The sequence below is a fragment of the Streptomyces angustmyceticus genome, from assembly GCF_040701845.1.
Classification (GTDB): Bacteria; Actinomycetota; Actinomycetes; order Streptomycetales; family Streptomycetaceae; genus Streptomyces; species Streptomyces angustmyceticus_A.
In genome coordinates, this window is the sequence record NZ_JBFBHQ010000017.1 from 103,098 (window position 1) to 117,189 (window position 14,092).

The following is a 14,092-nucleotide window of genomic DNA, read 5'->3' on the forward strand; positions in this document are numbered from 1 at the left end:
GGCACCTTTTCGTTGTCAGAACGGGGTCAGGGTGAGAGTGATCTCCGTCGGTGCGCCGTCCTCGATGTACGAGGCGAAGCCGGCCACGTCGTCGAAGGCGAAGCCGTAGGCCCTGCCGTCCCGCGTCGCGCTGTGCATGGCCTCGGCGTAGTGGTTGGTCAGCCGCTGCCGGTAGAAGGCGGCCGGGTCGGTGGCGGGCTGCCGCGCCTGCGAGGCGAGGGTGGAGCGGTTGAGGGCGGCGCCCAGGACGGCCGCGAGCGGGCCGCGGGTCCCGTCGTTGGGGGCCGCGAGGGTGCCGTCGCAGAAGAGGACGTCGCGGGTGGACGGCTTGTCGAAGGAGACCGTGCCGGCGGGTGCGGATCCCCGGCCCGCGGTGCCGCGGGGCCCGGTGAAGGAGAGCGTGCCGCCGCTCGCCCGGCCGGTGAAGGTGCCCGCGTCGGTGGTGACGGTCAGGTCCTTGCCCGCGTAGGCGGACCAGGCCTCGTCGATGGCCGGGGCGAAGTAGTCCTTGTCGAAGAGCCCGGTGTCGAGGCCGTGGCCGGGGGCGATCACGCGCTGGTCGCCGATGACCAGGCGGTCGAAGCCCTCGGCGGCCTCGACGTCGGAGAAGATCCTGGCGCGGGCGCCGTCCTTGAGCGTGCCGGTGGTCTGTTCCGCGGCGCCGGTGAGCTTGATCGCGAGCGGGACGCTGAACATGTCGACCATCGTGGTGTTGCAGTACATCCCGCCGGAGTTGTAGGTGAACTCCGCGCAGTCGTGGAGGACGTCGTAGTTGGGGTCGGACGGGACCCAGCCCGCCGGGTAGGCGAGCGCGGCCTTCCCGTTGCCGTCCTCGACCGCCTTGAACTTGAGCTTGCCGCCCAGCGCGGTGTAGATCCGGCCGGACATCCGCGGCAGGTGGAGGGTGGTGGTGCCGCTCGCGGCGAGCGGGATCGCGTAGTCGGTGTAGCCGTCCGGGCCGTTGTCGGCGAGCGCGACGGGCCTGAGTGCGCCGTCCGGGGTGACGCGGACCTGCTGGGTGCCGTCGTTGCCGACGATGTAGATCCAGACCGAGGAGTTGGCGTAGGCGCCGGAGTGGTTGACGAGGTGCAGGGGCATCCCGTCGGCGGCCCGGCCGGACCGGGCGGCGGGTGCGGGAGCGCCGAGGGCACGGCCGGCCAGGGCGGCCCCGGAGGCGGCGGCGCCGGCGGCGAGTCCGCCGAGCAGGCTGCGGCGAGTGATCACGAGGTGGCTCCTTGCGGGGCGGGGCGCCGGGACGGCCGGGCGGTACGGGACGGTGCGGGCTGCTGGACGAGGACCGCGACATGGTCGACGAGGAGGGACCCGCCGGGCCGGGTGGCGTCGGTGGGAGTGGCCCGGCCCGCGACACCGTCCGGGAACGCGCCGCCCATGGCGAGGTCGAGCAGCAGGAAGTGGCCGTGGTGGGTGGCCCTGGCCCAGGTGTCGGCGTCCGTCTCGGAGGCGGTGACGGTGTGGAACTTCTGGCCGTCGACGTACCAGTTCAGCGCCTCCGCGGCGCCGTCGGTGCGGTCCAGCTCCAGCGCGTAGGTGTGGAAGCCGGCCTGGCAGGCGCTGTCGGGGCAGGCACGCGAAGCACTCCTGCCCTGGGTCTCGTGGCACGGCCCGCCGGGGTTGACGCCGCAGTGCAGCGTGCCCCAGACCTTGTCGAGGCCGTTGGCGTTCTCCATGACGTCGAACTCGCCGATCCCCGGCCAGTTCTGGTAGTTGCCGCGGTAGTCGGCGCCCAGCGTCCAGAACGCCGGCCAGTAGCCGAGCGCCCCGTCACCGGACACCTCGGGCAGCCGGATGTCCGCCTCGATGCGGAGCTTGCCGCCGGCCGGGGCGGCGAAGTCGGTCCGCCGCGATTCGATGCGGCCCGAGGTCCAGGTGCCGCCGTCCTTCAGGGCCGTGATCCTCAGGTGGCCCGCGCCGTCGAGCCGGAGGTTCTCGGGGCGGTCGGTGTAGGTCTGGCGCTCGCCGGTGCCCCACTGGGCGGGGCCGCCGGGGTAGCCGGTGCCGGTGTCGGTGATCCAGTCGTCGGCGGAGGGGCGTGATCCGGCGCTGCCGTCGAAGTCCGTGCGCCAGACTTCCCGGAGGGCCGTGGGGGCGGCGTCCGGGGCGGGGGCGGTCTCCTCGGCGGATGCCGTCGGGAGGGCGAGGGCACAGGTGGCGACGAGTGCGGTGCTCGCGGCGAGGAGCAGGGCGCCCGCCCGCTCCTGCCGCCGCTTGTGCACCCGGCTTCCGGGCCGATATCTCATGCTCATGACATTCTTTCCTGGCAGTGGGGGGTGGGGAGTTCCGTGGAGCCAGTCAGCGTGAGAGCGCTCTCATGTCGTGCGCTGTGAACCCTGCCCACTCGACCGAACACCGTCAAGTCACCGTGTGGAAAAAGGAGTTGAATGGTGTCTGAGCCGAACGGTCCGCGCCCGACGCTGGAGGCGGTCGCCGCGCTCGCCGGGGTCTCCCGCGCCACGGTCTCCCGCGTGGTCAACGGCGGTGCGGGCGTACGGGCCGAGGTCCGCGAACGCGTCCGCGAGGCGGTGGCCGAGCTGGGCTACGTTCCCAACAGCGCGGCCCGCTCCCTGGTCACCCGCCGCACGGGAGCGGTCGCCGTGGTCATCGCGGAGCCCGAGACCCGGGTCTTCAGCGACCCGTTCTTCGGGCGCCAACTGCGGGGCATCAGCCGCGAACTGGCCGCCGCCGACACCCAGCTCCTGCTGATGTTCGTCGAGCACCGCGACGACTACGACCGCATCGGCCGCTACCTGTCGGCCGGGCATGTCGACGGCGCGCTGATGTTCTCGCTGCACCGCGACGACCCGCTGCCCGCCATGGCCGAACGGGCCGGCCTGCCCACCGTCTTCGGCGGCCGGCCCGACTGGGCGGGCGCCGGCCGCGCGCCGCGGCCGCTGTACGTCGACACCGACAACCGCGACGGCGCCCGCCAGGCCGTACGCCATCTCCTCGGCCGCGGCCGGCGCCGGATCGCCGTGATCACCGGGCCGCTCGACCAGACCTCCGCGCTGGACCGCCTCGACGGCTACCGCGAGGCGCTCGGCACACCGGAGCCGGACCCGCGGCTGATCGCGGACGGCGGCTTCACCGCGCAGGGCGGCGAGCGGGCCATGGCCGAGCTCCTCGATGCCGCGCCGGACCTGGACGCCGTCTTCGCCTGCTCCGACCTGATGGCGAACGGCGCGCTGCGCACGCTCCGGGCCCGTGGGCGTCGGGTGCCGGACGACGTGGCGGTGGTGGGCTACGACGATCTGGAGCCGGCCGCCTGGGCGGATCCGCCGCTGACCACGGTGCGCCAGGACGTGGAGGAGATGGGGCGGCTGATGGCCCGGTTGCTGCTGCGGCTCCTGGACCCGCGGAAGGCCGAGGCGGCGGACGGGGTTGCCGGGGTGGAGCAGGTGCCGGGGGACGGTCCGGCCGGACTCGCTCCGGTGATCACGGGGGCGCGGCTGGTGGTGCGGGAATCGGCGTGAGGGTGGCGGTGGGGGCGGGCCGGGCTGCCGCCGGGCCCCTGGCTCCGCCGGGTGCGGTGGCAGGGCGGCGGTGGGGGCGGGACCGACGCGGCAGCCGGAACCGGACCACGCAGCTCCGGATAGCGGACTACGGGTACCGTTCCACGCCATGGGGCCGGAAGCGAAGATCGAAGCCGAGATCACGGTACGCAGGGCGCTGGAGCTGCCGGCGCTGCGACGCGGCCTGCCGGAGGTGCTGGCCGGCGCCGACCGGCTGGACCGCCCGGTGCGCTGGGTGCACGCGGGCGAGGTCCCGCACATCGCCTCGCTGCTCAAGGGCGGCGAGCTGCTGCTGACCACCGGGCTCGGGCTGGGCGCCCGGCCCTCCGAACAGCGCGCCTTCATCCGCAAGCTCGCGGACCGCGAGATCGCCGCGCTCGTCGTGGAGCTGGGCTCCCGTTTCGAATCCCTGCCGGCCGCGCTCGTCGACGCCGCGCGGGACTGCGGCCTGCCGCTGATCCAGCTGCACCGCGAGGTCCCGTACGTCACGGTCACCGAGGCGATCCACACCGAGATCATCAACACCCACTACGCCCTCCTGCGGCGCGCCGACGAGATCCTGCGGCGCTGTACGGACGTGCTGCTGCGCGGCGGCGGCGCCCCCGAGGTGCTCCGGCTGCTCGCCGACTTCACCGGCAACCCGCTCTGCCTGGAGACCCCCGACGGCAGCCCCCTCTACGCCGCGGGCCCGGACGCCGGCGACGGCGGCCCGGCGGAGGCCGACCCGCTGCTGGCCTGGGAGGGCCTGCGCGACACCGGCGTCCGCATCGACGTCCCCGGCGGCGGCCCCGGCCCCGACGCGGTCCGCGCCCGCCTCGTCCTGCTGCCCGTCAACGCCCCGCTGGCGCCGGTGCACCGGATCGCCGCCGAGCGGGCGGCCGACCTCCTCGCCGTCGTCATGCTCCAGTCCCGCCAGGAGGAGGTGCTCGCCGCCCGGGGCCGCGGCGACTTCCTCGCGGACCTGGCGGAGGGCCGGATCTCCGCGTCGGAGGCGCCCGGTCAGGCCCGCCTGCTGGGCTTCCGCCCCGGCACGGAACCGGTGCTCCCGGTGGTGATGCGACTGCCCGCCGGCCTTCCTTCCCCCGGCAGCTGGGCGCTGCTCGCCCAGGCCCTGCGCGAGGAACTCGCCGCCCCGGGAGTGCCGGTACTCCTCGGCGTACGCCCCGTGGAGGGCCGGGTCCCGATGCTCGTCGCCCTGCGCGCCGGCCAGGACCGCGAGGCGCTCGCCGACCGGGTCGCCGCGGCACTGCGGGCCGGGGTCGTCCGCGCCGGCCTGGACCGGCCGGCCGCCCCCCGCCCGGTGGTCGTGGTCGGCACCCCGGGCGACTGGGCGGCGGCGGGCCCCGGCCTGCGGCATGCGGCGGAGGCGGCGGCCGCGGCCCAGGGGCTGCCGGAAGCGCCCTGGTACGACGCGCGCCGCCTGGACATCGAGCTGTTGTTGTGGCGGATGCGCGAACACGGCGAGCAGGGGGTGCTCACCGACTTCGTGGAGCGCGCCATCGGGCCGCTGCTCGCCCATGACCGCGCTGCCCGGCAGCCGCTGCTGCCGACGCTGGAGGCCTATCTGGCCAGCGCCGGCCGCAAGGCGGAGACCGCCCGCGACCTGAATGTGAACCGGCAGACGCTGTACGACCGGCTGGCCCGCATCGCCCAGCTGCTGGGCACGGACCTGGACGATCCGCAGACGGTCCTGGGCCTGCGGCTGGCCCTGCGCGCCAGGCGCCATACGGACCATCCCTGACGGCCGGCCCGGCCCCGCCCGCTAGACCGGCTGCACCGGCTGGGTCAGTTCGTCGTAGACGCTGAGGACCTGGGTGACGGTGTCGTTCTCGCTGGGCCAGCCGGCCGCCTGGGCGCGGCCCGCCGCGGCGAGGGCATCCCGCCGCACGGGGTCGGCGAGCAGCGCGAGAACCGCACGGGCCAGGGCGGCGGCGTCGCCGTACCGCACCAGTTCCGCGGCCCGGCCGACCAGTTCGCGGGTGCCTCCGGTGTCGGTGGCGACCAGCGGCACCCCCGCGCGCAGTGCCTCCTGGGCGATCAGCGAGCGGGCCTCCCACCTGCTGGGCAGCACCACCAGGTCGGCGGCGGAGAGGAGTTCGGGTACGTCGTCGCGGCGGCCGAGCAGCTGGACGGGCAGCTGCTCGGCGTCGATCCGCCGCTGCAGCGCGGCCCGCTGCTCGCCCTCCCCCGCGATGGCCACCAGCGGCTGCGGGTCGAGCGCGCACCAGGCGTGTGCCGCGTCCAGCAGCAGGTCGTGCCCCTGGCTCGGGTCGAGCCGGCCGACCGCGAGCAGCAACGGGCGGTCCACCGCGCCCAGTTCGGCGCGTTCCTTGCGACGCATCCGGTCGTGGCTCTCGGGCTCGGCCGCCGCGCCGCCCGGCCGGGGACGTGGGATCGCGACGGGCGCGAGCCGGGCGTCGCGCGCTCCCCGCTCGCGCGCCCGGTCCACGAGGTCGGAGCAGGCCCCCAGGACGACGGCGGCCGCACGCGCCACCCGCCGCTCCATCAGATGCACCAGGCCGGCCCGCGCGCCCTCCAGGTGCGCCTTGGTGTGCCAGGTGATGACCAGCGGAACCCGCCGTCCGCCCCGGGGGCCGCGCAGTCCGCGGAGCGCCATCGAAGCGCGCAGCCCGGCCCGCAGCCCGTGCGCATGGACGAGGTCGGCGTCCCAGCAGGCGCTGCGCAGCGCGGCCACGCTCGCCGGATCCGTCCGGGGCGGGACGTACACGAACCGCGCGCCCGAGCCGGTGAAGTCGTAGGCCTCCTCGGTCTCCTGCGTGGCACAGACGGTCACTCGCACGCCACGGGCCACGAGCCCTTCGGCCAGCGAGCGGACGTGCGCGGCGCTGCCGGCGCTGCCGTGCCCCAGCACCTGGACCGTGCGCAGCGGCGACAGCCCGTGCGCCGAGGTCGGGGTGCTGATCACGTGGTCGGGGCTCCTGGGTCGGGGCGGGACGGTCCGTACCGGCGAGTCGGTCCGTTTGCTGCGGGGTGGCGCGTCGCGTGCAGGCGTTCGCCCGCCTGTCCGGCGGACGGTCCGGGCGGGGCGAGCGTGCCCGGGACTGCGCACCGCGCCCAGGATGCCAGTCCGGCGACGTCAATTCGGCACCGTCGGCCCGCCGTTCCGGTGGGAAGTCTCACCCCCGCGCCCGCCAGATCACCCACATGGGCGACAAACCGCCCGCGCGGGTTGAGGGCTCGTTCGAGTGAGTCCACTTCCCGGAGTGCGCCTGCGCCGGGGCAAGGGGCGTGTGCGCCGCCATCGGGAGCGCGTGAGGTTTGTCCGAATCTACGGGAGGGAGGGGCGGAGTTCGGGTCGGGGAGGGAATCTCGGACGGCCGCGCAGCCGGCCTCGCGGTCGTGTCCCTGCCCTCGGCCCCGTCCCTGCCCTCGGCCTCTCCCTGTCCCCGCCCTCGCCCTGTTGGTTTCCTTTCCCCGTCCCGGCAGCCTCAGATCGCCGCGGCCGCCCGGCTGACGCGGTCCCCCGCGGCCGCGGCGGCGACCAGCCCCGCGGCGTGCGCGAGCAGTCCGCGGCGGCCGTTGCCCGTGACGATGGCGACGCCGAGTGCCGCGCCGAGGGCGTGCGCCCCGGCGTCCCCGAGCATCGTGCGCTCCCCCAGGTCGTCGCCGATGACGGCTGCCGCGGCCCCCATGGGTGCCGCGGACAGCGGACCCGCCGGACCGCGGCGCAGCAGACCGGGAGCGCCGACGGCCAGTACGGCGCCGGCCGCCCGGCCCGGCCGGACGTCCAGGAGATTCACCAGATGGGCCGAGCCCGCGATCACCACACCCGCCAGGAGCCTGTCGGCCGGGCGCTCCTTGAGGAGGGCCCCCGCCGCGAGCCCCGCGGCGCCGATCCCGAACAGCTTCACGGCGCCGCTGGTGACCTCCTTGTCCCGGAGGGCCGAGAGGTGCGCCCGGAAGCCGCGGCGGGGGTCATCGGCGCCGAACACGTCGTCGTACGCCCCGCAGCCCCCGGCGGCCAGCACGGCCAGCGTCGTGGCGGCCCTGGTCCGGGCGGGCAGCCCCGGTGCGGTGGCGACGGCGAGCGCGGTACCCGTCGCCGTGGCCAGCCCCGCGTGCAGGTCGACGGTCCGGCCGGCGTAGTTCTTCCGCTGCCACAGGACGGCACCGCCCGGCGGCCGCTTCCGCAGCGCCGTACAGGCGGCCCTGGTCACCCCTGCCGCCCCCATGAGCGCCGAGATCCGCCCGCGCACACTGTTGCCTGCCGCCGCCATGCCGCTCCCCTCGCCCGGCACCCTGCCGCGCTCCACTCCGGTCACCCTAGGCACGGCCCCGCTCACCCTCTGCCGGGAGGGCCGGATCAGCCCTTCGTCCCGGTCGTCACGGGCTGGTCGTCGCGCAGTTCCGCGAAGAGCTTCTTCGCCCGCGGCAGGTCCCATTGCACGGCGCTGCCCTTGGGGGTCCGGAAGCCGAGCCCGGAGACGGGGACGTGGAGGCGGGTGCCCTGGCCGGCCGAGACGCCCTTCATCGCTTCGAAGAGCGAGGTGAGGTTCCACAGGCTCATGTTCTTGTCGACGATGAGCGTGTCGAGGCCCGCGTTCACCGTGGGGTAGACCTTGGCCGGGTTGAGCAGGGTGTCGGGTTGTGCGGCCTTGTGGGAGAGGGCGGCCAGGAACTTCTGCTGGTTCCGGCTGCGGCCGAGGTCGCCCTGGGCCTCCTGGTGGCGCTGGCGGACGAAGGCGAGCGCCTCCCGGCCGTCGAGCGTATGGCAGCCCTTCGCCAGGTTTTCGCCGGACTTCTCGTCCTTGACGGCCTTGTCCAGGCACATCGGCACTCCGCCGACCGCGTCCACGATGCCGACGAAGCCCGCGAAGCCGATCTCCGTGTAGTGCCCGATGCGCAGGCCCGTGTTGTGCTCGACGGTCCGCACGAGCAGCTCGGGACCACCTCGCGAGAACGCCGCGTTGAGCTTGTTCTTCGACGCGCCGTAGCGCTTGCCGGTTTCGGGGCGGACGTAGGGCGGGATGGTCACCCAGGAGTCGCGCGGCAGGCTCATCATCGTGGTGCCGTGGGCGCCGGTGTGCAGCAGGATCATCGAATCGGTACGGCGCCCCGCGTCCGCCGAGCCGCCGGTGTGCAGGTCCTTCAGCTGCTTCCCGGAAAGGCCCTGGCGGCTGTCGGAACCCACGATCAGATAGTTGGCGCCCTTGCCCGGTGCCGGCCGGCCGGCGAGCCGGCCGAGGTCGACGTCGCGCTCCAGCTTGGTGTCGGCCCATGTGTAGCTGCCTAGGGAGGTGAGCAGGGTCACGACGCCCACGAGGCCGGCGAGCCGCAGGATCCGGCGGCGCCAGGTGGGGCGGGTGGCCGCGGGCCGGGTGCTTCTGCGCACGGGCCCGCCGGGACCGCCGTAGGGGCCGGGCATCGGCCGGCCGGTGACCGGCTGCGGCGGACGGGGGGCCTGCCGCCGCACCTGCCCCGTGACGGCATGCACCGGCTTCCCCGCGCCACCGTCACGGTGGGCGCCGGGGGCACCGTCCAGCCAGTCACTCATGGGCGGACAGTCTGCATGCTCACGAGCCTTTCACCAAATAGTCCGGAATTCTGCTTGACAGGAACGGTACTTAGGCGAAGAGAAAGGGCATTTGTGCGTGATGGGGCTTTTGGTCGAGTGGGGTCTCCGTGCGGGATCCGGGAGCGGGCCGCCTTGTGACAGGCCCGCCCCCGGCCGGCTCACTCACCTCGACGACAGGCTCCGAGACGCCACCGGCTGCCCGATCTGCTGCCCTGCGGTCCCCGAGCGATGCATCCGGTGCCACTTCAGGCGGGTGCCGAGCAGGAAGGCCACCACGGACTGGATGACCACGAGATACATCAGCTGCCGGTAGACGAGGAGCTGGAACGGCATCGCCCACAGCGACCGCAGTTTCTCGCCATCGAGCCGCAGCGCATATCCGGCGCAGAGCAGTTGCACGAGCAGGAAGCCGCACCAGACGCCGGCCGACTGCCAGGGCCCGAGGAAGAGCAGCCCGTACAGCGCGAAGATGTCGACGACCGGCGCGAACAGCGGCAGGGCGACCTGGAAGAGGACGAGGTAGCTCAGCCCGCGGCGGCCGGAGCGGCCGGCCGGCCCCACTTCGATGACGGCCCGGCGGTGCTTCCACATCGCCTGGATCGTCCCGTAGCACCAGCGGTAGCGCTGCCGCCACAACTGCCGCAGCGAGGTGGGCACCTCGGTCCAGGCGACGGCGGACTCCTCGTAGACCACCCGCCAGCCCGCCTGCCACAGGGCCATGGTCAGGTCGGTGTCCTCGGCGAGGGTGTCCCCGCTCACCCCGCCGACGCCCATCAGCGCGTCCCGGCGGAAGGCCCCGATGGCGCCGGGGACCGTCGGCATGCACTCCAGCACCTCGAACATCCGCCGGTCGAGGTTGAACCCGAAGACGTACTCCAGGTGCTGCCACCGGCCCAGCAGCCGCCGGCGGTTGCCGACCTTGGTGTTGCCGCTGACCGCACCCACCGCCGGGTGGGCGAGCGGCTGGATGAGGTGGTGGACGGCGTCCGGTTCGAAGACGGTGTCGGCGTCGACCATGACGATGATGCCGTAGCGGGCATGGGCCAGGCCGGTGTTGAGCGCGGCCGCCTTGCCCGCATTGGTCTGCCGGATCACCGTCACCCGCGGATCGTCGATCCGGGCAGCGATGTCCGCGGTCCGGTCCGTCGACCCGTCGTCGATCACGATGACCTGTAGTTGCCGGTGGGTCGAGGCGAGCAGCGAGCGGACGGTGGACTCGATGCCCGCCTCTTCGTTGTAGGCGGGGACGAGCACCGTCACCGGATCGGTGACCTCCCGCAGCCAGGTCGATCCGGGGCGGATACGGGTCAGCCGCCGGACGTGGGTGCGGGCGAAGAACACCAGCATCGCCAGTCTCAGCAGCCCCAGTCCGCCCGCTATGGCGAGCACCCAGGCCATCCCGCTGATGAAGGCGTGCCCCAGAGCCTTGGCCCAGATCAGGGCCGTACCCGACCAGCGCTCGACGGCGGCGGCCGGTACGTCGGGCGGGGGCTGCCGGACTCCCGCCGTCACGGTGGTGAACCTGTCGACCTTCGGGTTGTCGAGCAGCTCCTTGGAGCCCAGGTAGGCGAGATCGTTCTGACCGAACTGCCGGATCACGCCCTGCGAGGGATTGCGGTACCACCGGTCGGCGGCGACCAGGGTGTAACCCTCCGCGCCGGCCTTCTCGGCGGCCTTCCACTCCGGGCCGCACAGCGTGTCCACCGCGGTGGTCTGCGGCATCCGCAGCAGCTTGGTGTGCAGGCCCGCGCTGCCCGCCAGCGCCTTCTGCGTGAGCGACAGCTCCAGCGAGGCGCGCAGCGGCGAGGACGCGCCCATGGCGGCGCCGGTGTAGGTGTTCGAGCCGATCTCATGGCCCTCGGCCTTGATCCGCCGCACCAGGTCCGGGTGCTGGGCCGCCTGGGCGCCGCGGAGGAAGAACGTGGCGTGGGCGTGATGCTTGCGCAGCAGGTCGAGCAGCCGCGGCGTCCACACGGGGTCGGGTCCGCCGTCGTAGGTGAGCGCCACCGTACGGGCCGGCACCGAGGACGAAACCGCCTTGCCGTCGTGGAACCGGAGCACCGGGCCGCCCTTGTCGACGGACCCGGGCACGGGGCTGGCGCAGTCCTTGCGGGTCTTCGCGGCGTCGACCTCATGGGTGGTCCAGCCCTCGAAGAGCAGGGCACCGAACATGACCGGGAGGACCATGATCAGCAGCAGCCAGTGACCGCGCGGGTCGCGGGAGCGCCGGTGCCGGGCCCGGTTCGCGCGGCGTCTCACACGGCCCCCGGGGTGCCGGAGACCGGCGCCGGTGCGGGGCATCCGCGGACCGGGCGGGGCGGGTGCGGGGCGGGTGCGGCGATGGCGAGCGGGTTCACCGAAGCCCCCGTGCACCTGACGGAAGCCTCGGCGCACGGACGGTCACTGCATGTTTTGTGCTGTTTTGCATACCGTCTGGGCTCGCACATGGTCGGCGAGTGTACTCATGACCGGCCCGGGGGCCGCCGCGAAGATCATGACTGCCCCGTCCCCTGCGCAGGCCGTCCCACCAGCGCAAACGGTGGCGGCGAGGGTGCGGGCGAGCAGCGTCGCGGCGGCCCCGCCGTGAGGGATGCCACTGCGCGGACGGGTCCGCCGGCCGACGACGCAGCGGGGGAGGTGACGCTGCTCACCCCAGGGGGCGAGGGGGCGCAGGGTGCGGTCCGTTTCCCGTGGGCGCCGGCAACGGCGGCCGCTCCAGGAGCGACGCCTCAGGGCCGACGCCGGATACCGGGCGTCCGGCACCGGATACCGGACGCCGGCCCGATGCCGGGCACCGCGCCTAGCTCCCCGCGCGTGCCGCCTCCAGCAGTTCCTCGGCGTGCGCGCGGGCCGTTTCGGAGTCCTCCTGGCCGGCCAGCATCCGGGAGAGCTCACGGACCCGCTCCTCCCCCTCCAGGACCGTGACGCCGCTCCTGGTGACCGACCCGTCGTTGGTCTTCGCCACGAGCAGCTGGCGGTCCGCGAAGGCCGCGACCTGCGGAAGATGTGTGACGACCACGACCTGCGCGGACTTCGCGAGCCTGGCCAGGCGCCTGCCGACCTCGACGGCCGCCTTTCCGCCGACTCCCGCGTCGACCTCGTCGAAGAGGTAGGTCGGTACGGGGTCGGAGCCGGCGAAGACCACCTCGACGGCGAGCATCACCCGGGAGAGCTCGCCACCGGACGCCCCCTTGGCGATCGGCCGGGGCGGCGCGCCCGGGTGCGGGGCCAGCAGGAGTTCGACCTCGTCGGCGCCGGCCGGCCCGTAGGCCACGGTGCGGCCGCCGACCTCGATCCCGTCGGCGTCCTCGGCGACCTCGGTCTGGCGGATCTCGACCGTGACACGGGCGTGCGGCATGGCGAGTTCGGCGAGTTCGGCGGTGACCGCGTCGGCGAAACGCTTCGCCGACGCCGTGCGGGCATCGGTCAGCGTCTGCGCCAGTTCGCCCAGTTCGGCGCGGAGCGCGTCCCGCTCGGCGGCCAGTTCGCCGATCCGGTCGTCGTCGCCGTCCAGTTCGGCGAGCCGGGCGGCGCTCTCCTCGGACCAGGCCAGCACCGCCGCGATGTCCTGGCCGTACTTGCGGGTCAGGTGGTTGAGGGCGGCGCGGCGCTCCTCGACCGCGGCGAGCCGCAACGGGTCGGCGTCCAGGCCGTCCGCGTAACTGGCCAACTCGCCCGCCACGTCGGCCATCAGGATGCCGATCTCGCCGAGCCGCTCGGCGAGCGCGGACAGCTCCTGGTCGTGACTGCGTACGGCCTCCAGCGCGCGGTGCGCGCCGGCGACCAGGGTCGTGGCGTCGACGCCCTCGGGGTCCTCGGGGTTGCCGGCCAGCGCGGCGTGCGCGGCACTCGCCGCGGAGGCCAGGGCCTCGGCGTGGCCGAGCCGCTCGGCCTCGGCGGCGAGATCGGTGTCCTCGCCGGGCTGCGGCTCGGCCTCGGCGATCTCGTCGAGGCCGAACCGCAGCAGGTCGGCCTCCTGCGAACGTTCGCGGGCCCGCGTCGTCAGCTCGTCCAGCTCGGTGGCGACGGCGCGCAGCCTGTGGTGGGCGGCGGTGTACTTGGCGAGCGGAACGGCCACCGTGTCCCCGGCGTAGCGGTCCAGCGCCTGCCGTTGGCGGGCCGGCCGCAGCAGGCCCTGCTGGTCGGTCTGGCCGTGCACGGCGACCAGGTCGTCGGCCAGTTCCGCCAGCAGGCCGACCGGTACGGAACGCCCGCCGACATGGGCGCGCGAACGGCCCTCGGCGGAGAGCGTGCGGCTGATCAGCAGCGCGCCGTCGTCCAGCTCGGCGCCGGCCTCCTCGGCCCGTACGGCGGCGGGCGCCTGGGGCCCGACGCCGATCCTGCCCTCAACGACCGCCGATTTGGCGCCGATCCGCACCAGGGCGGGGTCGGCGCGCCCGCCGAGCAGCAGGCCGAGGCTGGTGACGACCATGGTCTTGCCGGCGCCCGTCTCGCCGGTCACCGCCGTGAAGCCAGGGGACAGCTCGACAACGGCATCATCAATGACACCCAAGGACCGGATCCGCATCTCCTCCAACACGGATACGACCTTACGAGGTCCCAGGGCCCCCCGCGACGGCCTCCCCTCACTCCTGCCGCCGCCCCTGCGGAAAACCCCACCGGAAAACGGAGGAATTCCTCACGGTGCGTGATCACACTCCGCCGTCACGCTGGTCACCGTCGGCAACGAGAGGTGTGCGCATGCCGGGTGGCGCGATGCGGACGGTGTGGGGTGGCCGGCGCCGCGCACGAACGGGGCGGTACCCGCATCCGCCGAGGCAGGGGCGGCGACGCCGCTTGCCGCGACGATGACCGGGGCGGGGAGGACGCGGCGTCGTGGGCCCGGTACGGACGGCGCCCCGTCCGCCCGGCGGCGGGCGCGGGCGGGCCGCGGTACCGGGCGAACGGCTGCCGCTCGCCTCCTCGTCGGCCCGGTCCGGCTCCGCGACTCGGCCCGTATGCCGATATACAGATTCGCCTCGACGGGGGAACGGCTGCTCCCCCGCAGAAGGCACCACCCGCGTCGCGG

General features: G+C 74.3%; 9 protein-coding genes. 2 read left to right on the top strand and 7 right to left on the bottom strand.

Annotation, left to right across the window (positions count from 1 at the left end; all coding sequences use genetic code 11):
* Positions 1 to 15: 15 nt before the first annotated feature.
* Together AB0411_RS27415 and AB0411_RS27420 are read right to left on the bottom strand one after the other, a co-directional pair.
* Positions 16 to 1,224 (bottom strand): beta-1,3-glucanase family protein, encoded by a 1,209-nt coding sequence (locus AB0411_RS27415; protein WP_366419946.1) that lies wholly within the window; start codon positions 1,222 to 1,224, stop codon positions 16 to 18.
* Positions 1,221 to 2,264: a glycoside hydrolase family 16 protein gene (locus AB0411_RS27420; RefSeq protein WP_366419947.1), complete on the bottom strand. Its 1,044-nt coding sequence runs from the start codon at positions 2,262 to 2,264 to the stop codon at positions 1,221 to 1,223. Before AB0411_RS27420 ends, AB0411_RS27415 begins: the two co-directional genes overlap by 4 nt.
* A 135-nt stretch (positions 2,265 to 2,399) precedes the next feature.
* On the opposite strand from AB0411_RS27420, the gene AB0411_RS27425 reads away from it, so the two are divergent.
* Positions 2,400 to 3,488, top strand: coding sequence for a LacI family DNA-binding transcriptional regulator (locus tag AB0411_RS27425; protein ID WP_366419948.1), 1,089 nt, complete (start codon positions 2,400 to 2,402; stop codon positions 3,486 to 3,488).
* A 148-nt stretch (positions 3,489 to 3,636) separates the two neighbouring features.
* Positions 3,637 to 5,268, top strand: a complete 1,632-nt coding sequence (locus tag AB0411_RS27430) for a PucR family transcriptional regulator (RefSeq protein WP_366419949.1) — start codon at positions 3,637 to 3,639, stop codon at positions 5,266 to 5,268.
* Positions 5,269 to 5,289: 21 nt separating this feature from the next.
* Here the strand turns inward: AB0411_RS27430 and AB0411_RS27435 are convergent, their stop codons facing one another.
* The 5 genes from AB0411_RS27435 to recN all read right to left on the bottom strand — a co-directional run bounded on the left by AB0411_RS27435 (position 5,290) and on the right by recN (position 13,591).
* Positions 5,290 to 6,453 (bottom strand): glycosyltransferase family 4 protein, encoded by a 1,164-nt coding sequence (locus AB0411_RS27435; protein ID WP_366419950.1) that lies wholly within the window; start codon positions 6,451 to 6,453, stop codon positions 5,290 to 5,292.
* A gap of 523 nt (positions 6,454 to 6,976) precedes the next feature.
* A complete protein-coding gene (locus tag AB0411_RS27440) occupies positions 6,977 to 7,765 on the bottom strand; it encodes a hypothetical protein (RefSeq protein WP_366419971.1) in 789 nt (262 codons plus the stop codon).
* Positions 7,766 to 7,851: 86 nt separating this feature from the next.
* A complete protein-coding gene (locus AB0411_RS27445) occupies positions 7,852 to 9,042 on the bottom strand; it encodes an LCP family protein (protein WP_366419951.1) in 1,191 nt (396 codons plus the stop codon).
* 183 nt (positions 9,043 to 9,225) lie between these two features.
* Positions 9,226 to 11,322: a bifunctional polysaccharide deacetylase/glycosyltransferase family 2 protein gene (locus AB0411_RS27450; RefSeq protein ID WP_366419952.1), complete on the bottom strand. Its 2,097-nt coding sequence runs from the start codon at positions 11,320 to 11,322 to the stop codon at positions 9,226 to 9,228.
* A 541-nt stretch (positions 11,323 to 11,863) separates the two neighbouring features.
* Complete coding sequence (recN, locus tag AB0411_RS27455; protein ID WP_366419972.1) at positions 11,864 to 13,591, bottom strand: DNA repair protein RecN; 1,728 nt, start codon at positions 13,589 to 13,591, stop codon at positions 11,864 to 11,866.
* Positions 13,592 to 14,092: the final 501 nt, after the last annotated feature.

Coding starts and splice junctions, on each gene's coding strand:
- AB0411_RS27420 (WP_366419947.1), bottom strand. CDS start 2,264: ATGAGCATGAGATATCGGCCCGGAAGCCGGGTGCACAAGCGGCGGCAG.
- AB0411_RS27440 (WP_366419971.1), bottom strand. CDS start 7,765: ATGGCGGCGGCAGGCAACAGTGTGCGCGGGCGGATCTCGGCGCTCATG.
- AB0411_RS27425 (WP_366419948.1), top strand. CDS start 2,400: ATGGTGTCTGAGCCGAACGGTCCGCGCCCGACGCTGGAGGCGGTCGCC.
- AB0411_RS27430 (WP_366419949.1), top strand. CDS start 3,637: ATGGGGCCGGAAGCGAAGATCGAAGCCGAGATCACGGTACGCAGGGCG.
- AB0411_RS27445 (WP_366419951.1), bottom strand. CDS start 9,042: ATGAGTGACTGGCTGGACGGTGCCCCCGGCGCCCACCGTGACGGTGGC.
- recN (WP_366419972.1), bottom strand. CDS start 13,591: ATGCGGATCCGGTCCTTGGGTGTCATTGATGATGCCGTTGTCGAGCTG.